Below are 21,180 nucleotides of genomic sequence, written 5' to 3'. Positions count from 1 at the left end.
CCTGTAAGGCAAACGCCATCAACGCGGTTGAGGATGCTCGGCAGATACCGAGTTATTAGCCTCCACGTCTTTCATTTCCTCTTCAATCGGGCCGTCATCATCTGCGGGTAATGGAACCTCTCCATCACCTGCACCCGCCTGCTCATCATTGGTTCTTGCGGTACCGTTGTCCCGGTCGAGCTGCCCGTCCTGGTCCGAACCGGGATTGCCGGGAGGTGGGTCCCAGTCTACTGGGCGCTTTTCGGACCAGGCTTCACCGACGCCTTGCTTGGGCTCGGACTCAGCCTCTTCAAGGCCCGAGCCGTGGGCCGCCTCTGCGTCGGTGGTATTTTCCGTTGGCCCCGGGTAGGGCGAGTCGGGGCCATTGTGGTCGATTGCCATGGGCGTTCTCCTGGTTGCAGCGCAGCGAAGGTGCGCTTGTTGTTCAGAGAGAAATGGGCTGGTGAGAGTGCCTTGTGTTCGACCGGTGGTGCAAAAGGCCGGGATCGCGGCTTTTGCTTGCCAGGGTGCAGGCGGCTTGAACTGGCAGCGGTCAAGCCAGCTGGATTTGCGATAAACCCAGTACCTCTGCCTGCGCAAGAATCTGCAGAGGGGTGGCGTCGGCGGGCGGCATGACCAGGCTGTTCTCGCCATCACCAAAGTGCAGCACCATCAGGTGAAGCGCCGCTTCGTGCAGGGCGAGTGCATTCTGTTTCAGCTCAAAGGTATGACTGGCAGGCTGGCCGTTGAGCAGGTAGCGAACGGTATACGTGTGCATGAGAACCTCAGAAGCAGATAAGGGACTCATTACCTGACCTGATGGACAAAAAATAATTCAGCAATCGGCCGCAGGCCTCATTCCAGCCCGCCTTGACGGCAGCGGTTGACACCCTTGCCTGCGGCCCTAGTCGAACGCCCCGTTCAACACCTCATAGATGATCCCGGTCGCCACAGCGACCAGAATCAAGTCCGCGCCCGCCTGCATCCACTCATAGCCGTCATAGTGCGGCAGCTGCCCCAACAGGCGGCCATCCAGTTTTTTGGCGATTCCGGGCGGCAAGGGCTTGCCGCGCGCCAGGTTCTTTTGAATACCTGGAGGCAATGCGGGGCCTGGGCTCCAGTAACTGCGGTGGCCACCGAGAATGCCCAGCACATCACCACGGTCGATGGACGGGCCGCCGTGCCAGTCCTTGGCGCCAGCGTTCTGCTTGTGGCCGCCCGCATTGCCCTGGCCTTGGGAGTGTTGAGCCTGGCCCTTGCCGTGCCCCTGACCTTGGCCCTGGCCTTTGCCGTTACCCGGGTCAGCGAGCGCCGGGCCAACAGCCAAGGCCAATGAGGTGAGAACAGCTGTAAGGACTGTTGATCTGGCCATGTGAGCATCCGTTGCGCGAAGAGTTGCCCAGATTATAGACAGTGCGCAGCGCCTGCTTCGCTCTGCAGGCCATGGAAATAGCAGTTGTCCCCTCAAGGGGACATCGCTGACTGTAGCCTCACGTACAGTCACTTGCACACCTGAAAAGCTACAAAAATAAGGATGTGCACCGCATGCATCAGCCCCACAGCGAGCCGCGTCGCTCCCTCTATTTCAACTATCAAGTCTTCACCGCCCATACGGCCAGCGTCGGGGCCGCCCGGGTGGAACGCAAACCTGTAGTGGTGGTAGGCGCCGGCCCGATCGGCCTGACCACTGCCCTGGACCTTGCCCGTCATGGCATAGCCTGCGTGGTACTGGCGGCGGAACGGCAAGTGAGCGAGGGTAGCCGGGCGATCGTGTTCACCCGCCGCTCGCTGGAAATCCTGCAGCAGGTAGGCGTCGCCGAGCGGGTCTGCGAGCTCGGCTTGCCGTGGAGCTGTGGCAATTCGTTCTACCGCAACCAGCGGGTGTTCCGTATGGAAAGCCCACACGACCCAGACGACCGCTACGCGCCCATGACCAACCTGCAGCAGCCCTGCCTGGAGCAGTTTCTGGTCGAGGCCGTCGAGGCCAACCCGTTGGTGGAACTGCGCTGGGGCAACCGCGTAACCGGCCTGGCGCAGCATGACGACTTCGCCCGGCTGAGCATCGATACCCCAGCCGGTAGCTATGAGCTGGAGGCTGACTGGGTAGTAGCGGCGGACGGCGCCCGCTCGACCTTTCGCAGCCTGCTGGCGCTGAAACTGGAGGGTACCGCCTACGAAGGGCGCTTCGTGATTGCTGATATCAAGATCGACCTGGGCCTACCCACCGAGCGCCTGGCCTATTTCGACCCGGACTGGAACCCGGGCAACACCGTATTGATGCACCGCGAACCGGGTGATATCTGGCGAATTGACTACCAACTGCCCGTAAACGAAACGCCGGAACAGGCGCTGCAGCCGGAGTCACTGCGCGAACGTATCAATGCCCAGCTACACATGCTTGGCGTCAAAGACCCACAGTGGGAAATGGACTGGAGCTCGGTCTATTCAGCGCGCGCGCTGACCCTGCCAAATTACATCCAGAAGCGCGTGATATTCGCCGGGGACGCGGCACACCTGTTGCCGATTTTTGGTGTGCGTGGCGCTAATACCGGGTTCCAGGACTGCCATGGCCTGGTGTGGAAACTGGCCCTCACCCTGAAGGGTTTGGCAGGCCCCAAGCTGCTGCCGTCCTATTCCACCGAACGCGTCAGTGCAGCGCGGGAAATCATCAGCGAGGCCGGCAAGAGCACCCGGTTCATGGCGCCACCTACTGCGGGTTACCGCCTGGTACGCGATGCGGTGTTGTCGCTGTCGCTGACCCAGGCGTTCGTCCGCCCGCTGTATCACTGGCGCACCTCGCGGCCACACGATTACGCGGACTCGGTGCTCAACTGTGCAACTGACGACAATGAACATTTCACTGCCGGCCCGCGCAACGGCGCCCCGCTGCTGAACATCAGGCTGGCCGAAGACGACTACCTGTTCGACCACTTGGGCGCCTGCTTCTACCTGCTCTATTTCACCGACAGTGACCGCATCCCAAATGACGTGGTCGAGCAGGCGACTGCCATTCGCAGCAGCGGCGTGCCCTTGCAGATCATCGCGATTGCGCAAAACGCCCAGGCCATCATCACCGGTGCAGACCAACTGATCGACGACACCACCGGCCGCATCGCCGCCAGGTATGGCATCCCCCGCAATGGCGCTTACTTGGTGCGCCCGGACCAGCACGTCTGCGCCCGCTGGCTGCAGGTATCGGCCGCACAACTGCAATCCGCCATCGACACCGCCCTGGGCAAGCACTGAGAGGAAGCGCCATGCACACCCTGACCGCAGCAGACCTGGAAGTGGTTTACGACGTACTGGCGGACGCTTTGGACCAGGCCACACCGGCCAAGGCCGAGCTGTTCCTGACCAAGCTGGCGCTGCTCAGCGCCCATGCGCTCGGCGATGCCCAGGCTTTCACCGAACTTGCCCAGTGCGCGCTTCAAGACCTGTAGCACCTGCACTTGCCCATGCACCGGAGCCGGTGCCGCTGAAACCAATAATAATCAGGCGCCCACATGCATCAGACCACTGCCCCCGTTCCAACGACAGAAACCGCCAGCAACCCCCATCAAACCGTGATGCGCAAAGTGTCCAAGCGCCTGCTCGGCTTTCTGTTCCTGTGCTTTGTGCTGTCGTTTCTCGACCGGATCAACATCGGCTTTGCCGGCCTGACCATGATGGGCGACCTGGGCCTGAGCAGTACCCAGTTCGGCATGGCAACCACGCTGTTCTACATCGCCTATATCGCCTGTGGTATCCCCAGCAACATGGCCTTGGCCAGGGTGGGTGCGCGCAAATGGATCGGGAGCCTGATGATCGCCTGGGGGCTGGCCTCGACCGCGACACTGTTCGCGACCGATGCCAGCAGCCTGTACCTGCTGCGGATTCTGGTCGGTATCACGGAGGCAGGCTTTCTGCCCGGTGTGCTGCTGTACCTGACGTTCTGGTTCCCGGCGGCATACCGGGCACGGGCCAACGCCCTGTTCATGATCGCGATGCCGTTTACCGCAGGCTTCGGGTCGGCGATCTCGGGGCTGATACTGGGGCTGGATGGCGTGTGGGGCTTGCACGGGTGGCAGTGGCTGTTTCTGCTGGAGGGCCTGCCTTCGGTGATCATGGGCTTTGTGGTGTTCGGCTACCTGAACGACACGCCGCAGCAGGCCCGCTGGCTGAGCCACGAAGACAAGCAACATCTGCAGCATGCCCTGGCCGCAGACAACTCGCCTTCCAACCACACAACAGGAGACGGCCCCGGCAGCCTGCTGCGCGAGATGCTCTCACCCACGGTGCTGATGTTCAGCCTGGTGTATTTCTGCCTGGTCAACACGCTGGCGATGATCGCCGTGTGGACGCCGCTGATCATCAAGAGCATCAGTGCCGCTGACAGCAGCAACAGCACCATTGGCTTTCTGGCGATGATCCCGCAGGTGTGTACCATCATCGGCATGGTGGTGTGGGGGCTCCATTCCGACCGCAGCCAGGAACGCAAATGGCACCTGGTGCTGCCCATGCTGATGGCCGCTGCCGGCTGGATGTTTGCCGCCTATGCCGGTAACCCGGTGGTGCAACTGTGCGGCATCTGCATGGCCGCCACCGGGTCGTACACCGCCATGTCGATATTCTGGACTACCCCGGACCAGGCGCTTACGTTCAAGGCGCGCGCCATTGGCATTGCGGTGATCAACGCGTTCGGCAACACAGGTTCGGCGCTGAACCCGCTGATGGTTGGCTGGTTGAAAGACCTGACCCAAAGTTTCACGGCCGGGATTGTCTATGCCACGGTGCTGTTGGTGATAGGCGCGTTGCTGACCTTCATGCTGCCCCTGCCCTCGCCCACCTCGGTCCCCAAGCATGCACAAAAGCTGTAGCCGGCGGTTGGCCGCCTCGATAAACCCAAGCCTTACGCAAAATCTGTGGGAGCGGGTTCACCCGCGAAAAATGCGACGCGGTGGATGGCACCGGCGCTGCCGGTGTTCGCGGGCGCGCCCGCTCCCACAAGCCTCCGCATGACTCCAGGGCCTGTGAGTGGACAGTTTAATGATTGTCCAAGGGCTCATTTAGAGACGTTTCCTACAAGGTTTTAGGACGCCCTAGGAACCTCCGGCAAGCGATTCCTCGTTAGTGTTCAGGGACCATCACAGTCCCTTTCAGCGCGAGGTCGTTTTTGACCCTCAGTCAACGTATCGCCATTGCGACAGCCGAAGCCGGGCTCCCTTCTGACCAGTGCATGGCTTGCGAACGCCAGGGCCTGCCGATCCTGCCGCTACGCCGCGCCCTGGTACCGGATACACGACCGGAGTGCATCACGACTGTGGCGGGTAGCCTGCATATCTCGGCGAAGATGGGCCTGCGCACTTTGCGCATGGGTTACCTGTATGTGCTGCTCGATCAGCAGGTCTGGCATGCCTACGAAGTCAGCGAACAGGGCCACCTGCGCCGCTTCAACCCCTACGAACCGTCAGACGGCCTACCCGCGTCGCTGCCCGAAAAATGCGCCACTGAAAACCACGACATTCCTTCATCCTTCCTGAACATCGATACCGACCGGTATGGCAGCGCTTGGCTGGCTTTCTCCAGCGACCCCTGGCCGGCGAGCGTGTTGAATGCCTACAAGAAGGGCCAGGCACCTGCGCATCGCTTCGAGGGGGTCGACCTGACCCAGGCGCGTAACAACCCAGAATTACTGGGCATTGCCATGACGCCGGATAACCTGCAGGTCGACAAGGATGTGTTCGAGTACGCCCAGCATGGGTGCTCGCCGTTTGACAGTGCGCATGGCTTTCACACTCGCAAGCTACGTAGGTTTGCCTTGAAGGGGTACCTGGTCAACGCGATGAACCGGCACAAGCTGGAGAACGGCGTGCTGGCGGTGGTGCTCGACGATACCGTTGGCCTGATTCAGGAATTCAACCATCAGCGCTTGAACTGGGTGGTGAAGCGCCAGGTCTGGCGTGAGGACCCCATGCGTGCCTATCAGCTGCAGACCTCGCAGATCCTCCAGGCCATTCGGGCCACGCATCGCGAGTGGGCAGCGCAGAAGGTGCCTTCACTGGAGCCGATGGCGGGTAGAGGACCGTTTGTACCGATTGACCCTACGGTAGAGCGGCCGCGTATGGTCGAGCAAGCGATGAAGGACAGCGACGATAAACTCGAACAGCGCTACCACGAACCACAACGTGCTGCGTTCCAGGCCGAGTATGACCAGCAGGAAGCCGAGTTCCAGCGCTTCATCGACAAGGACGCCCGTGCTTACGCCGCGCTGTTCGACACGCCCATGTTCAAGGTGGCCGAGCAGTACGACTACGACGGTGATCACCGGGAGTCTGGCGTAGCGTATGCCAAGACCATGGCGCTGTGCCTGGGTGGCGGGATTACCGAGGCGATTGTGCCGGGAGCGGCTCCTGCGGCCGGCACCAGCGAAACCCTCTGGCTGAAATGGCTAGAGGATCCAGACAGCCCACCCTACCGCGCATTGCTGATGCGCGACCATACGTTGTTGGCTGGCCTGCTTCCCAGCTTTTCTGCTGCCGAAACCATCAACTGGAATGACAGCGACAAGCTTTACTCGATGCTGAGCAAAATCATCGCCAGCGACGATGCCGGCTTGCGCATGCGCAACACCCTCAAGCAAGCCATCGCCGAAACTCAGGGCGCGCTCAACGCCGCCAGCCAACGGTTGTCGCCCAATTTGCCACTTGGCATTCAGGCCGCCGTGCGGCACCTGAACAGTACAACGCAGTTCCTGTACAACGGCGTGCACCTGATCGAGCTGGAAGTGAAGATGAAGCTGGGCGAGTACTACGCCTTGCAGAGTTCCCACCTGCGCGAGTTGCAGCACAAGGCCAATGCGTCGATTGCCGAGGCACGGGATCGGATGCATCGCAACATCGATGACATCGACATTCATTCAACCAAGGCCTGGAACAAGGTGCGGCCGATCATCCAGCACGGGCTGATGAGCCTGGCCGTGCTGGATCCGCGGTTTACCAACACCATGATCAGTGTGTCGGTGTGGGTCGAGGGTACAGCGGCGGACGTGCATGGACGGTTGTTTGAGGAAGCCAACATGAAGGTAACTCAGGCAAGCAGCTTGGCGCAGCGTACCTTGGTGGATGTCTCGGTAGCGGCGGGGACGCTCGAGTCGAATGCCCGAAAGGTGTTGCAGGGCATGCGTATTACTTCGCAGCAGGCGGCGCAGTTGGTGCGAACCGGGTTTCGCGGCTTGCGGGGTGTGGCGGGAAGCTGGGAAGTACTGCTGGCGATTGGAGGGCTGTACTTGCAATACGACAGCCTGAGCAGAAACCAGGAGAAGACGGAAGCCGAGATTGGACCTAAGGCGCATGAGGCCAAGCTGGCGTTGCAGGGTTCGCAATTGGGGATATTGGGCGGTCAGATCGAGTTGGTTGGGCTAGTCATGAGGTCCAGTACCGCTTTAATTAAGACGTCATGGGCGGCAGGCACTGGAGCTTCACTGATAAGGTTCGGAGCTTTGCTAAGTGCTGTAGCTGGCATTTTCGATGTTGCGCAATCGATTTCTGCGACCAAACGGACCTCGGCGGCGGGCGACGTTATAGCTAGTAGACAGCATGCCGTGGCTGGTCTGCTCTATGGTGCTGGCGCAGGGGCGTTTACCCTGGCAGTCGCACAACCTTATCTAATAGGCCCAGTAGGTGCGGCTATTATCTTGACGCTCATTGCGTATTCATTAAGCAAACGAGCTGAAAAAAATGAATCTGACAGTTTCGAACGCTGGGTGAAACGGTGCTATTTCGGGAAAGCCAATGAGAACCCACGCATACATTGGGATACTCCTGAGTGGGCAGATATAGCGTTTGCTGAGTTAAATGCGGCAACCTTGGGGCTGCATGCAAAGCTGAATTTTGAGTCAACCCTGGCGAGCAATCAAACCGCACCTAAATTGGGCGGATTAATAAACTTGACTGTAGAGCATAAAATAAAGTTCCAAATAATTTTACCTCAATACAGTGAGGTGCACTCCGCCTACCTCTGGAGTTTAACGGTCCACCGCATGCGTGATGGTGAATTCCCTGATTTTGACGGCGGGGAAGTGATTGCGTCAGGGGAATATAACGCTGCAGATTTAGAACCTTTATCTGAAGCAGCGAAAACCTCTGATTATGCACCACCACGCTTCCCTGATTACACGCCCAATTTTACTTTGCAAACGAAGCTGCATGGCTACGCAGACAATGCGGGTATTTTCCTTCTGGAAAATGTTGGCGTGATAGAGCTTGCGCCAGCCATTGGAAGGCACAGCATAGTCGCAGCGACACTACGGGTGGCGCACTGGCCAGATCGAGAGATAGCGAATGCGCATCTAGAGAGTTGTATTCGGGAGGTGAACGAGTGAGAAGCAGCAGTAAAGTTCTGTGGGCTCGAACAATAGGCTGGAGCTATGACCTGCCTCATGTTGATCAAACTCCGACCTTGCAGTGTGACGTGGACAAATTAACCCCACCTCCCAACTACTGCGATCAAGCATATTTGGAGCTGCCAAGAGCTACGGTGAATTTGCGTGGCATAGGCGTTCTGGTTGGGACTGTCACGCTTCTGTTCTGCTGTGGAATTGCGCTATTTTTGTACCGGAGCTTTATTGTAGATGGCTGGCAAGGTGATTGGGCAATGAATGCATTCTTGGTACTTAGCCCTCCTGCTGCCGCGTGGGTTTTGTTTCCTTACATAAAACTGGACGTTGTTCTTCCCAGGGATGAGCCTATTCGCTTTAATCGCTTGCGTCGGAAAGTCTATTTTTACCAGTACCGCTTCGACCGCATCTTCATCTTCAGCCGTAAACGCTGGGGTGTCCAACCCGTCGCCTACAACTGGGACGACGTCACCGCCGAGGTATACCGCATCTTCGCCCCTGGCCATGGTGGCCTGATCGAAAACGTCATGCTGTCAGTCCGTAATCCTGAGACTGACGAAGTCATTGATCGCGTCTTCTTCACTCATACCCTGCATGAGGGCAAGGCTTACTGGGCCATCGCCCGGCTCTTCATGCAGCAAGGCCCTGAAGCCCTGCCCAAGTTCGTGCACCCACCCCGCGACTGGAACGATGACGATGGCCTGAGCCACATGCATTGCCTGGCGCCGAAAGTACAGTGGCCGACGGAAATCGACCTTGAGTCTCGCACTGCGCCAGCAACGGATGAGGTCTCCTGAAAACTACCGCACTCGGTGCTGGCGATTCGGCCAAGATCATGCCTGTAGGACGAAACCGCGCGCTGGATGGCACCGGCTTTGCCGGTGTTCGCGGGTGAACCCGCTCCCACAGGTACAGCACATGACTTGGATATTTCTGCAAGAGCAGCTGCCCAGACAAAAGCTCGCAATGCGGACGCGAACGGTTCAATGCCTCAAGCGCTGGCTGACACTGGCCGCGGTCTGCGTACACCCCACAGCCAGTAGCCCAAAGACAGAAGGACCAACCAGCCAACCCCAACATACATGGCGGTGCGGCTGGCCGGGAACCAACCAAGAACACCAAAGATGAACACCATGAACGCAATCGCGCAAGCCGGCCCTACCGGCCACAGCGGCACCCGATAGCCCAGTGCAGCAACCTCCTCCTTACTCATGCCCCGCCGCATGGCCACTTGCGATAGCAGGATCATCAACCAGACCCAGACAATGGAGAAAGTGACCACCGCGGCAAGCACCAGGAACAAGTCTTCTGGCACCAGGTAATTCAATACCACGCCCAACAGCAGAGCGACGCCCATCACTGCAACCGTCATCCACGGCACACCGAAACGCGACAGTAATGCGAATCCGGCAGGGGCTTGGCCGTTTTGAGCCATACCGTACATCATTCGCCCGGCGCTGAAGATGTCGCTATTGATGGCTGATACCGCAGCGGAAATTACAACGATGTTCAACACAGTTGCCGCTGAGCTTATGCCAAGGCCACTGAAGATCTGAACGAATGGGCTACCGTGGCTGCCAATGCTGGTCCAGGGGTAAATGGCCATGAGCACGAACAGGGTAAGGATATAGAACAGCAGAATGCGCAGAGGCACCGAGTTGATGGCCTTAGGCAGCACGCGCTTCGGGTCCTTTGCCTCGCCTGCGGTAATGCCGATCATTTCGACCCCGCCAAAAGCGAACATCACAACGGTGAACGAAGCAATCATCCCACCGATGCCATTAGGGAAGAACCCGCCGTGGCTCCACAGGTTCGAGATGCCGGTAACAGTGCCTGCCTCGTCATTCAACTGGATACCCAACAGCAGCACAGCCCCGCCTGCCACAATCATGGCAACGATAGCGGTCACCTTCAGCAACGACAGCCAGAACTCCATCTCGCCGAACACTTTCACGCTACACAGGTTCAGCGCCCCGATGAAGAGCACTATTCCAAGCACCCAGATCCAGGCGGGTGTTTCCGGGAACCACAGCCCCATATAGACGCCAAACGCCGTCACGTCTGCCAGGCACACCACCAACATGGAGAACGCGTAGCTCCAACCAGTCAGAAAGCCAAAATAGCGGCCCAGGTATTGGCTGGCATAGTGGCCGAACGAGCCTGACACCGGGTTATGAACCGCCATTTCGCCAAGGGCACGCATCATCATGTAAATGGCTGCGCCGCTTATCAAATAGGCAAGCAAAACTGAGGGCCCTGCCAGTTTTATTGCCGATGCCGAGCCATAGAACAGCCCCGTACCGATAGCAGAACCTAACGCCATAAAGCGAATATGCCGGGTAGACAGACCCCGCTTCAGCTGTTGTGAAGATTGAGCGCTCATAGATACCTTCTTGGTTTTATTATCAGGTCCGCACAACGCAGATGCTGTGCGTTTTAATCAGGCACGCATTTATTCAATCATCAAGCTCTGGGCCACAGCACCGGGAACAACTCATGGTTCATCTGGGCACCGCTGGCCAATTGTGTTTCGAGCCCGGGAAACTGTGGTGAAGTTTTCCACTGGCGCGGTGCGTGAGTGATGTCGTCGCCCAGGAAACGCACCGAGAAGGCACGGCGCCGGCGATTGCCCCCGACACCTCCAGAAGCGTGCAAGGTCAGCATGTGGAAGAACACGGCGTCGCCTGGGGAAAGCTCCCAGCCGAGGATGTTCCAGGCGCTGCGATCGGCCTCGATATCCGGCAAGTCAGCCAGGCTACCTTCCGGGAACCATTGCGCCTGGCTGTCGAGGAAGCTGCGCGGCATCAGCCACGGCCCCAGGTGCGAGCCCCCTACAAACTCAAGGGTGGACTCCCTGGCGACGGGGTCGATAGGCATCCACATGCTGCAGTTCTGGCGCCCGTCGATGTTGTAGTACGGCTGGTCCTGGTGCCAAGGCGTGCGCTGGCGCGTGTTGGGCTCCTTGACCAGCAGATGATCGTGATAAAGCCGGGCTGTTTCGCTGTTCATGAGTTGAGCGGCAACGCTACCCACCCGGCTCTCGAAGATGAACTGGCGATAGGCCGCGATATCGCCCCAGTTGCAGAAGTCCTCGAAGAACCAACCCGGGTCGTCGGGGCGGCTCGCCACTTTGGCGCGCTCGCTGGGGGTTTTCAGGTTCTGTTCGATGCCGGTTTCGAGCAGTGCAACTTCCTCCGGCGTGAACAGATTACGTACGCAGACAGCACCATCACGCTGGAAGGCTTCGATGGTTTCTTCGCTGAGTTGAAATTCGGCGGACTGTTTCATAAAGCACCCTTTGGTTTTTTTATTGGGCAACAGCACCACTGCCAGAAGGTAAGCGAGATAAGCATGGTGCACGGCGAGTATTGCTTTTCGGCACCAATAGGAAAAGAATATATTTCCTAATCCTGAGTATAGGAAAAAATGATAGGCTTCTCTTTCCGGCAGTTAGAGTACTTCGTCGCCGTGGCCGAACACGGCAGCATCAGCGCTGCGGCGAGAGCCCGCCATGTTTCACAGCCGTCGGTATCGGTCGCTATTGCCCAACTTGAAGAGGCGTTGAATGAGCGGCTATTCCGGCGCCAGGTCAGCCGAGGGCTGGAGCTGACGTCAGCGGGCACGCGATTGCTCGCACAGGCCCGCGATATCATTGGTATGGCCATCGCCATGAATCAGAACACCGATACGGCGCAAGGCTCGCTGCGCGGCAACCTGTCGCTTATCTGCTTTCAAGACTTAGGCCCTTACTTCGCACCCCGGCTGCTATCGAGCTTTCGCAAGCAGTACCCCGATGTGGAGGTAACGCTGTTCGAAACGGACCTGGCAGGCGTGCACCGCCACCTGAGCGCAGGTAAGGCAGAACTTGCGCTTACTTACGACATAGGCCTTGATCCCTCGCTGCCGCGCCAGGTGTTGGCCGAGTTGAAACCTTACGCGCTCATCGCCACAGACCATCGCCTGGCCCACTTGGCAGCCATACCGCTGCATGAACTGGCCCAGGAATGCCTGATTCTTGAGGACATCGCACAAACGCGTGAATACTTCCTTTCACTGTTTTGGGCGCATAACCTGCAACCACGCACGCAGCAATACACCCAAACCTTCGAGATGCAACGAGGCTTGGTCGCGCATGGCTACGGGGTTGCCCTGTCATGCACCCGCCCCGCCGGTGACCACTGCTATGACGGTACACCGCTGCTGTGCCGACCATTACTGGAAGAGGTGTCACCGCAAAAAGTGGTGCTGGCCCAGTCAGGCGCCATGCACCCATCACCGGTAGCGGAGGCGTTCAAGGGTTGGGTGACTCGGGAGATAGCAGGCGCTGTTAGCCGCGAGCCCGCCCACTGATCAAAACACCGACCACCCGATCCGTGAACTCAGCAACTCCAGCGCCGCCATGCCCGCGAGGGAGTTGCCCGCAGCATTCAACTCGGGGGACCAAACGCATACGGTAAATTGCCCCGGCACAATCGCCACAATGCCGCCACCCACGCCACTCTTGCCTGGCAACCCCACTCGGTAGGCGAAATTACCGGCTTCGTCATACAGCCCGCTGGTGGCCATGATCGAGTTCACCTGCTGGGCCTGGCGCCGGGTGAGGATTTGCTCTTCGCTGTGCTTGCAAAACCCGTCGTTGGCCAGGAAGCAGAATGCCCGGGCCAGGTCCAGGCAGTTCATTTGCGGCGCGCAGTAACTGAAGTAACTGCGCAGCACCGGCTCGACTTCGTTATGGAAGTCTTGACGAAGACTGAGCGGCATTGATCACACATTCGGCAAGAACATGCCGACGACCGCGATGCCAAAGGCCACAGCGACAACTACCACCTGGGCCTGTACACCGGCGCCCAGCTCGATGCCCTGCGCCTGAGCGCAGACTTGGCTACATTCGGTTCAGGTGCACGCTTCCATTCGGTGAATGCGGGGGTTACGGTACGGTGCTAATGCGCATTGGCAGGCCTGTAGATTTGCAGTGCCTGTGAGATCGAGCGGCGAGCTGCCGCGTGGAGGACAAAGACTGAGCGCGCGCCGCCGACCCTGTGGGAGCGGGTTCACCCGCGAAGAATCCAACACGGTGTATGGCACCGGCTACGCCGGTGTTCGCGGGTAAACCCGCTCCCACAGGGTGTGGCGGTATGCTCGCGGTCTTTGTACTGAGGTATTACGTAGACGCTTCATCTACCGGGCATATTTCTTGGCCCCGGCCACACAGATCACAGCCCCCAGCGTCACCACAAGCATCATCCAGCTGACGTGCTCATGCAAAAGCAACGCTGCCAGACCAAGCCCCATGAACGGCTGAACCAGTTGCAATTGCCCCACCGCCGCAATGCCACCCTGCACGAGCCCTCGATACCAGAACACAAACCCGATCAGCATGCTGAACAGTGAAACGTAGCCGAAGCTGAACCACGCAGGGGCGCTGACCTTGGCGAAGGCATCAGGCGCCGGAAAATTAGCGATTGTCAGCAGCAGCATAAACGGCAACGCCAGAAGCAATGCCCAACTGATTACCTGCCAACCACCCAACGTACGTGACAGACGCGCCCCTTCCGCATACCCCAACCCACACACAACGACCGCAGCCATCATCAACAGGTCGCCCACTGCCGACGCCTCTCCCCCATTTATCAACGCATAGCCAACCACCAGCCCCGCACCTGCCATCGAGAACAACCAGAACAGTGGCCGAGGCCGCTCACCGCCCCGCAAAACGGCAAACCCTGCGGTGCAGAGTGGCAGGAGCCCGACAAAAACAATGGAATGGGCGGAGGTGACGTGCTGGAGGGCCAATGCCGTCAGCAGCGGAAAGCCGATAACAACCCCAAGCGCGGTTAAAGCCAATGACGACAAATCACCACGTGAAGGGCGTGGCTGGCGTAGCACGATCAAAAAAAGCGCACCCAACAAGGCGGCAATGGTTGCCCGGGCACAGGTCAGAAACGTAGGTTCGAAGGCCGCCACAGCCACACGGGTTGCCGGCAACGATCCCGCGAAGATCGCGACGCCTATGAAGCCGTTGATCCACCCGCTTGTTGATTTTTCCATCGGTACATCCTCGATAAGCCAAGGCTCAGTACATCACTGACAGGCTCAGCAAGGCCACGTACAATCCAATACAGTTAAACCGAACTGTTATGCATATGAATCCAGCACAGTTGAGGGTGCGATGAAACGCAACGGCACGCGAATTCACACTGTCATGGGTGAAATCCAGTCCAGGATAGCCGCTCGAACCTACACACCAGGCGCAAGAATTCCTTCCGTCCGCGCAATGGCCCAGACCATGCAAGTATCGGTTTCCACCGTGCTTGAAGCCTATGAACGGCTAATGGCAGAAGGTGTACTCAGCTCTCGCCCTGGCTCCGGCTTTTACGTAGCCGGGCCAGCGGCGCCACTGGCACTGACCGAACTCGGCCCCAAACTGGATCGTGTTGTCGACCCGCTGTGGATCTCCCGCCAGTCGCTTGAAACCGCCAGCGATGCATTGAAACCCGGGTGCGGGTGGCTTCCTCCCTCCTGGATGTACGAAGCTGGCATGCGTAAAGCGCTTCGAGTTGTTGCCCGTTCTGAAACAGAGAAACTGGCTGAGTACGCATCCCCGCTTGGCAGCCCGCCCCTTCGGCAATTCTTGTCGCGGCGGCTGGCGGGCATCGGCACCGAAGCCACTCTTGAACAGATCATGCTCACCGAATCCAGCACGCACGCCATCGACCTGATTTGCCGTTTTCTGCTGGAACCGGGCGACACTGTGCTGGTGGACGACCCCTGCTATTTCAACTTTCACGCACTGTTGAAAGCACACAGGGTAAAGATTGTAGGCGTACCCTACACGGCGACGGGCCCGGATATCGATGCCTTCGGCGCTGCCCTGCTCGAACATGCGCCCCGGTTGTACATAACAAATTCCGGCATTCACAACCCCACCGGGGCCACCCTGTCTCCAGTCACGGCGCACAGGCTGCTAAAACTGGCCGACGCTTCTAGCCTGGTGATCGTCGAGGACGACATCTTCGGGGATTTCGAGACTACGCCCGCGCCACGCCTATCTGCCTTCGATGGCCTCTCTCGCGTCATCCAGATTGGCAGCTTTTCCAAGACCATTTCCGCATCGGTTCGATGCGGCTACATCGCTGCCCGTGGTGAATGGATCGAGAGCCTGGTCGACCTCAAGATTGCGACTACATTCGGCGGTGGACGCTTGGCCGCAGACATCATTCATCACGCTATTACGGATAGCGGCTACCGAAAACACATGGAGAGTGTGCGCCTTCGGTTAGCCGAGGCAATGGACAAGACGGCAACCAAGCTTCAAGCCATCGGTATCAAGCCCTGGATAATGCCGCAGGCAGGCCTGTACCTCTGGTGCCAGCTGCCTCAAGGCAAGGATGCAGCAACGCTGGCCAGGGCCTGTTTGAATGAAGGTGTAGTGCTGGCGCCCGGAAATGCGTTTAGCCAGTCGATGACTGCGGGCGATTTTCTCCGTTTCAACGTGGCGCAATCGGGTGACGCCAGAATCTATGAAGTGCTGAAACGCGCCCTGAGTGCTTAGTCGCGGGCCCCATTCTGCGCCCCGGGCCAGGTAACCGCCTGCGCAACGATCACATCTTGGCCATTGAACGTGAGCGCAGGTCCGCCATGGAGTTGATATCCCAGCTTCAAGGCATCACTGACCTTATGGCAAAACGAAGCGTCATCGGGGCCAGTCAGCACCCGGTAAATCGGCAGCCCATCCGGTGGTTGAGTCATCTGTTCGGTCCTTGAAGAAGTCGGTGAGTCCTCCAAGAGTACTGGTAACTACCGGGCTACGGCTACACGCCCTTCCACTCCCAACCTGCTCAGACCTGATGCTGCAGACAGCGCGGTGCACGGCACCGGCTTCGCCGGTATTCGCGGCCAAGGCCGCTCCCACAGGTAAAGGGTAAACCCGAAGCCTGCACAATACCTGTGGGAGCGGGTTCACCCGCGAACACCGGCGAAGCCGGTGCCGTACACCGTGTCAGATTCTGGGCAGTGCATGACCGGAGACCCTTCACACCGTAAACCGGGGACATGGTTTACACATTTGAGCCCAGGACGCGCGCCCAAGCCAAGCGCCTCGCTCCCAATTTGGTTATCCTGCCCAACAGCCCCCAGCGGCCGCCTAACAATAAGTAATGCCTTGTCCCCAGGGAGTACAGCATGGAATTCTGGCCATTACGCCCCTCCACTACCGACTTCCGCCTCCCCATCGAGCAAATCGCCACCCTGCTCTCGCGCACAAGCGAAAGCCACGGCAAGCTGCTGGCCGCCGACATGCTGAAACTGGTCAGCGCCCAAGTCCCCTTGGCCCAATGCACCATCTTCGCCTACAGCCCCAACCGCAGCCCGCAAATCATTTCATTCGCCGACCGTGCGCGGATGATCGAGCTACCCAGAATTTCCAGCAACTACGCCGAACGCTTCTACAGCATGGATGGCAACCAACAGGCGATGACCGCGCGCCCTGCCCTGTCGACCGCCGACCGCATCATGGTGCAACGCCAGGGCATCGAAGACATCGCCCACCGCGACTACCGACGCATCTGCTACGAGCTGCCGCAGATTTCCGAACGCGTCGCACTGCTAACCCATTGCGAGGGCAACCGCTGGCTGTCAGTGAATTTTTATCGGGGTCGTGAACACGGCCGCTTTTCAACCACCGAAATCAACTTCCTCGAAACAGCCGCCCCGCTGATCGTACAAATCTCGCGCCTGCATTACCGGGCCTATCTCGAAGCCAATGAAATGCCGGCACTGCTCAGCGAGCGGGTTGTCAGCCTGTACCCGGAACTGACCCGGCGTGACCAGGAGTTGCTGCAACTGATGCTGGCCGGCTGTGAGGTAGAGGCCATCAGCGCAAGCATGGGCATTCAGTTGTCCAGTGCGGCCACGTATATCAAGCGGCTGTACCGCAAGCTGGGTATTTCGGGGCAGCGTGAGTTGTTGGCGCTGGCTACCCAGCGCAAGTGGCCTGGCCCGCTTCACTGACAGCAGCACCTCTCCCCCAAGGCCGCGATGCATCGGTCTCGGAGGTCAGGGTATGTATGCAGTTGGTCAGTTAACCGGAACAAGCCGCTCGCGCTGAGCCGCGGTCAAGTCGTCGATGACGCCAACTTTCAAGGGCTGTTCACCAGCATTTGCCAACGGCTTGCCCATATCCGCAGAGGCGAACTCTGGCAGCTTGTACATGGCGCCGGTCAAGGGATCGACAATGAGCATTCCGATAAGCCCGCCAATCAGGATATTGCCCCAGTACCAACCGCTTAGGCTCGAATCCAGTTCAACGGTCTTGTCTGGATATCCCACTTTTTTAAACCGCAGGGTGTAGGTCTGCCCCGAGAAATAACCTTTCCCCGACTTCAGGGTAACAGTACTTGGGGTATTGCCGGTGTGCACGACAGTACCGTTCTTGTCGGTGATTTCAAAGGACGCCCCCGGCGGTGCACTCGATACAGCTACCGGATATCGCGACTCTCCCACAATGCTCGCGCAACCTTGAGTACCCAGTATTGCTACGGCTACCGCAGCCCCAATCAACTTCCGAACCATCATCAGGAGTGCCCCCTCGCGCCGTCATTGGCAAGGCCGCTCATCGGCCGCGGGCGACTATATACAAAGTGATATCACTTTGATACTACCAATGCAGCTCCGCATCCACTGCCAACCCAGCCCACGTCACCTTTGCTACCCACATGGCACTCAAATCAGTCAATGGAGGGAAGCCCTTACTTCAAGGTCCGTTAACGAACCTGCTGAGGAGTTCTTGTTCAGCACGTACCATTTTCCTCGCGCGACATCAAATTGACACTATCCCGACAATTTGCAAACCTTATGCACCGACAACATCCGCCGATAGATGCGGCCGTGGAACACAAGCGATGGAAAGCAAGCAGCAGCAATTGATCACGGCATACCGCCAAACGCTATCAGACCTACCCCTGCATTGGCTGGATCGCAGCCGCGAGCACGAAGCGGATTTCAAGCACCTTTCAGGTTTGTTTCTTCCGGGTACGTCACCGCTCTTCGAGCAGGCGGCGAAACGCATTATGGTCGTGGGCCGAGAAACGCGTCGCTGGGATGTGCTGACCGCCGGAAAACCCTTCATTGACCTGGACGAGTACATCCAGCGCGCCATGGCAATCCAGCAACGCCACTTGGCAAAGTACATCCAGGACAAAGCCGACCGAGGGGCCAGCTTCTTCAACTTTCTGCGCGAACTCCACCAGGCCGACCAACCCATCGGTATCGCCTGGGCCAACCTCTTCAGCTTCGCATGGCAGAAAGGGTCACCCATGCGCTGGCGACATTTCGAAGACCTCGCGAAAGTATCCAAGCGCCTGCTCGAGGCGCAAATCACCATACTTCGCCCAGACATCATTGTGTTTGCCAACGGCGCGAGCAGTGCCCACATACGCCAGCAGTTCTTCCCGCACAAAGGCGAACACAGCGTTTGCAACGACCTGGGTGATTACCGTGCGCAAGGCATTCCGGTAAATCAACTGTGGCGCTTCCGCCTGCATGGCTCGATACAGTGCTATCGCATTCAGCACCCGAGCAGCCTCAGTGCCGGCTCACGCGCGGCACGTCGCTTTCTTCTGGAGCAGATACTCCTTGGCAACCAGCCGAATGATCAAACCGACCCGGGCCCACCGCACGGTTGATGACAGCACTGAAGTAAGTGCTGCGCCAAGCTACGTCCCACCACACGATCAACCAACCCTAGGCTACCCATGGTCAACTCAGTAGTATCCATATCCGAACAAGCATTCTTCAGCATCGTCACCTCGGCGCTGGAAGCCTACAAAGTCGAGCATCAGCTTGAAAACGGCGACTTCGCAGCGCGGGTGGAAACGTACGGCCACCTGTGGGGTTACGCTCAAACCTCCATAGGCGGGCAAACCATGTATCGCGTGGTTTGGGCAGACACTTGCACCGCTGTCACCCGAGACAAAGGGTCGATCTCCTACGGTGATGCACCGCAGGAAATCAAACAGAACTTCATCGATACGTTCTTCCCCGAGGTCACGTTCCTTGGCGATTATCACAGCCATCCCTACAGCTACCAGGATGATGAAATCAAGACTGAGCTCGAACTGGAACGAGGGGGCTACTATCGTTTCTCCGATGCCGACTTCCGCGCCGTGAAGCAGCAGCAGGATGACGGCCTGGATTATCGCGTCGGGCTGGTAGCCACCGTGTTTGAGCGCGATGAAAAGATCAAGCGAGCGATGAAGATTCTGGATGAAGAGAGCGCCCTGCGCTTTCAGGTCGGTTCCGTGACGATCTGGCTCAAAGCCTACGTTTGGACAGAGGACGAAAACCTGAAATTCCGTCGCAAGGCGGACCGCATGGTGCGCCTGGTATGCCCAAGCTTGAACGTGTTTGCTGGCATGCGGGATGGCTGGGCCGGCCTTCCGCAGCAAAACTAAGAAGGTATCCGCTACCTTCCAAACGTTGCGATCAAGGCCGCATCAGGGGCTCGATCCCGATCCATTTCCTGACGGGGTGATAGCACAACCGCAAAGGCGGAATCTCCACCTTCCGCCCCTGCACCTCCAGGCTGCCCAGGTGAATGGTCCACTTGGAATCGGCGTTCAGCTTGTCCGTCTGGAAGATCACATAAGCCGAGCCGTAGCGCTTGTTATTGGTCATCCTGGGAATCATCCGGTGCACTTCATCGCTGTTGATGTCGTACGGCGATGGCCGGGCGGTCTTCTCATTCACCAACGGAAAGTCGTAGGTCTCGTTGACGCCCACGTACACCTGGGGCCGTGCATTCAGCCGCGAACCGTCTTCTAAGGTAATGTAAGCCTGACGGCTGTCGTACAGCACCGGTATCGGCGGCTCACCACGCTTGGAATCAGTCGACGGGCGCTGGCGGTCTTTGTTGTAGGCGACCATTTGCACATAAAATTCCTGCCGCGAGTACTTCTCGCCCGGGTACTGCACGTACAGGGCTTGCTTGTAGGCCTTTTCGCCCCATAGAGCGGCGTGGTCGTAGAGGTAGGTTTCCAGGTAGAGCGTGGTCTCACCCTGCGGCCCTGGCACCTTGAACTGGAACTCGGATTCGCAGATGTCCGCGTAGGCGGCACGTTCGCGTTTCCAAGGGACGCAGGCGGTTAACGAGGCCACTGCCAGCAGTAGCATGAGAAAGGTGGTCCGTTTCAGGTTATTCATGACCTGCCCTGGTCGAGATGAGAGTGGATCAGTTTCGAGGGCCGAATGGCGGAAGTCCATGCTGCCCCTTTGCCATTATCGCGCTACAGACAGCAGACCGTGCAGCCGCTGTGGATGTGACCACAAAGCCGCAAACGGATTTGCTAAGATCGCGTCATTTCCGCTGGGTGAACTGCATCCTCACCCGAGCCATTTGTAGCCTGCTGGAAGACCCGATGAACAAATTGATCCTGCCTTTCGCCATCTTCGTTAGCGTCCTCCTCACTGGGAAAATCGCCGAGCATTACGGCCTGGAGGGCAGCTGGAAAATCGGCCTGCTGTGCCTCGTGGCAGCTGCCGTCCAAATCGCTGTTACCCGTTTTCAGCGCTACCAGCGGCAAAAAGCCCAGCTGTAAATGGCGCGGGGCCCCGCTAACGTCGCTGGTTGATCACATTCTGGGGACTTTTCTTTCACCCAATTTTCACAGTGGCTTAGGCAGTATCAAGCTATCCCTACGTGATAGTACTTAGCCCGCCTCGGCGGGCTTTCTTTTGCCCGCATGTTTCCTGTCGACGTCTTGAGGAACGGCAGCGGGTCGAAAAATCAGAAATAACCCCTTCCTTGTAGGCCATTTCCCAAAGATACTCCT

At 58.5% G+C, this 21,180-nt stretch carries 20 protein-coding genes and 1 pseudogene; 11 read left to right on the top strand and 10 right to left on the bottom strand.

What is annotated here, in order from left to right:
• Positions 1–18: 18 nt before the first annotated feature.
• The 3 genes from JOY50_RS04485 to JOY50_RS04475 form a co-directional block, all read right to left on the bottom strand.
• Positions 19–381: a hypothetical protein gene (locus JOY50_RS04485; RefSeq protein ID WP_063426880.1), complete on the bottom strand. Its 363-nt coding sequence runs from the start codon at positions 379–381 to the stop codon at positions 19–21.
• 151 nt (positions 382–532) lie between these two features.
• A complete protein-coding gene (locus tag JOY50_RS04480) occupies positions 533–757 on the bottom strand; it encodes a hypothetical protein (RefSeq protein WP_132841491.1) in 225 nt (74 codons plus the stop codon).
• A gap of 126 nt (positions 758–883) precedes the next feature.
• Positions 884–1,351: an anti-virulence regulator CigR family protein gene (locus tag JOY50_RS04475; protein ID WP_243054826.1), complete on the bottom strand. Its 468-nt coding sequence runs from the start codon at positions 1,349–1,351 to the stop codon at positions 884–886.
• Between the two features lie 173 nt (positions 1,352–1,524).
• Between JOY50_RS04475 and JOY50_RS04470 the strand changes: the two genes are divergently transcribed.
• The 5 genes from JOY50_RS04470 to JOY50_RS04450 all read left to right on the top strand — a co-directional run bounded on the left by JOY50_RS04470 (position 1,525) and on the right by JOY50_RS04450 (position 9,150).
• Positions 1,525–3,225 carry an FAD-dependent monooxygenase gene (locus tag JOY50_RS04470; RefSeq protein WP_243054825.1) on the top strand — a complete coding sequence of 567 codons (1,701 nt, stop codon included), beginning with the start codon at positions 1,525–1,527 and terminating at the stop codon, positions 3,223–3,225.
• Between the two features lie 11 nt (positions 3,226–3,236).
• Positions 3,237–3,419 (top strand): DUF2783 domain-containing protein, encoded by a 183-nt coding sequence (locus tag JOY50_RS04465; protein ID WP_132841499.1) that lies wholly within the window; start codon positions 3,237–3,239, stop codon positions 3,417–3,419.
• 63 nt (positions 3,420–3,482) lie between these two features.
• Entirely contained in the window at positions 3,483–4,835 is a 1,353-nt protein-coding gene (locus JOY50_RS04460; protein WP_243054824.1) for an MFS transporter, read from the top strand.
• 296 nt (positions 4,836–5,131) lie between these two features.
• Positions 5,132–8,338 (top strand): T6SS effector BTH_I2691 family protein, encoded by a 3,207-nt coding sequence (locus tag JOY50_RS04455; RefSeq protein WP_243054823.1) that lies wholly within the window; start codon positions 5,132–5,134, stop codon positions 8,336–8,338.
• Positions 8,339–8,610: 272 nt separating this feature from the next.
• Positions 8,611–9,150, top strand: coding sequence for a DUF6708 domain-containing protein (locus tag JOY50_RS04450; RefSeq protein ID WP_310505122.1), 540 nt, complete (start codon positions 8,611–8,613; stop codon positions 9,148–9,150).
• A gap of 194 nt (positions 9,151–9,344) precedes the next feature.
• Here JOY50_RS04450 and JOY50_RS04445 read toward each other — a convergent pair whose 3' ends face one another.
• Entirely contained in the window at positions 9,345–10,736 is a 1,392-nt protein-coding gene (locus JOY50_RS04445; protein ID WP_243054822.1) for an amino acid permease, read from the bottom strand.
• An 80-nt stretch (positions 10,737–10,816) separates the two neighbouring features.
• On the bottom strand, positions 10,817–11,641 hold the full coding sequence (locus JOY50_RS04440) for a phytanoyl-CoA dioxygenase family protein (protein ID WP_132841506.1): 825 nt from the start codon (positions 11,639–11,641) through the stop codon (positions 10,817–10,819).
• A gap of 138 nt (positions 11,642–11,779) precedes the next feature.
• On the opposite strand from JOY50_RS04440, the gene JOY50_RS04435 reads away from it, so the two are divergent.
• Positions 11,780–12,703 (top strand): LysR family transcriptional regulator, encoded by a 924-nt coding sequence (locus tag JOY50_RS04435; protein WP_132841508.1) that lies wholly within the window; start codon positions 11,780–11,782, stop codon positions 12,701–12,703.
• On the opposite strand, the pseudogene JOY50_RS04430 reads toward JOY50_RS04435, so the two are convergent.
• A pseudogene (locus JOY50_RS04430) lies at positions 12,704–13,093 on the bottom strand (glutaminase); the annotation flags it as partial.
• A 438-nt stretch (positions 13,094–13,531) separates the two neighbouring features.
• The gene (locus tag JOY50_RS04425; RefSeq protein ID WP_132841513.1) at positions 13,532–14,401 is read right to left on the bottom strand and encodes a DMT family transporter; all 870 of its coding nucleotides are present in this window, start codon (positions 14,399–14,401) and stop codon (positions 13,532–13,534) included.
• A gap of 121 nt (positions 14,402–14,522) precedes the next feature.
• Between JOY50_RS04425 and JOY50_RS04420 the strand changes: the two genes are divergently transcribed.
• Positions 14,523–15,905, top strand: a complete 1,383-nt coding sequence (locus JOY50_RS04420) for a PLP-dependent aminotransferase family protein (RefSeq protein WP_243054821.1) — start codon at positions 14,523–14,525, stop codon at positions 15,903–15,905.
• Here JOY50_RS04420 and JOY50_RS04415 read toward each other — a convergent pair.
• Positions 15,902–16,102 (bottom strand): DUF1737 domain-containing protein, encoded by a 201-nt coding sequence (locus JOY50_RS04415; protein WP_132841518.1) that lies wholly within the window; start codon positions 16,100–16,102, stop codon positions 15,902–15,904. The two genes, JOY50_RS04420 and JOY50_RS04415, sit on opposite strands and share 4 nt — an antisense overlap.
• Before the next feature lie 432 nt (positions 16,103–16,534).
• Between JOY50_RS04415 and JOY50_RS04410 the strand changes: the two genes are divergently transcribed.
• On the top strand, positions 16,535–17,362 hold the full coding sequence (locus JOY50_RS04410) for a helix-turn-helix transcriptional regulator (RefSeq protein ID WP_243054820.1): 828 nt from the start codon (positions 16,535–16,537) through the stop codon (positions 17,360–17,362).
• 66 nt (positions 17,363–17,428) lie between these two features.
• Here the strand turns inward: JOY50_RS04410 and JOY50_RS04405 are convergent, their stop codons facing one another.
• A complete protein-coding gene (locus JOY50_RS04405; RefSeq protein ID WP_243054819.1) occupies positions 17,429–17,926 on the bottom strand; it encodes a hypothetical protein in 498 nt (165 codons plus the stop codon).
• Positions 17,927–18,252: 326 nt separating this feature from the next.
• On the opposite strand from JOY50_RS04405, the gene JOY50_RS04400 reads away from it, so the two are divergent.
• Positions 18,253–19,035: a hypothetical protein gene (locus JOY50_RS04400; RefSeq protein WP_243054818.1), complete on the top strand. Its 783-nt coding sequence runs from the start codon at positions 18,253–18,255 to the stop codon at positions 19,033–19,035.
• Between the two features lie 69 nt (positions 19,036–19,104).
• Positions 19,105–19,803 carry a hypothetical protein gene (locus tag JOY50_RS04395; RefSeq protein WP_049277758.1) on the top strand — a complete coding sequence of 233 codons (699 nt, stop codon included), beginning with the start codon at positions 19,105–19,107 and terminating at the stop codon, positions 19,801–19,803.
• A 31-nt stretch (positions 19,804–19,834) separates the two neighbouring features.
• Here JOY50_RS04395 and JOY50_RS04390 read toward each other — a convergent pair whose 3' ends face one another.
• A complete protein-coding gene (locus JOY50_RS04390) occupies positions 19,835–20,551 on the bottom strand; it encodes a hypothetical protein (RefSeq protein ID WP_243054817.1) in 717 nt (238 codons plus the stop codon).
• Positions 20,552–20,766: 215 nt separating this feature from the next.
• On the opposite strand from JOY50_RS04390, the gene JOY50_RS04385 reads away from it, so the two are divergent.
• Positions 20,767–20,946 (top strand): hypothetical protein, encoded by a 180-nt coding sequence (locus tag JOY50_RS04385; RefSeq protein ID WP_019471428.1) that lies wholly within the window; start codon positions 20,767–20,769, stop codon positions 20,944–20,946.
• The last annotated feature ends 234 nt before the right edge of the window (positions 20,947–21,180 follow it).

This window comes from Pseudomonas sp. BP01, from assembly GCF_022760795.1.
In the GTDB taxonomy this organism is placed as follows: domain Bacteria; phylum Pseudomonadota; class Gammaproteobacteria; order Pseudomonadales; family Pseudomonadaceae; genus Aquipseudomonas; species Aquipseudomonas putida_Q.
Note: the sequence above shows the minus strand (reverse complement) of the source record. Positions and strands in the feature narration are given on the sequence as shown.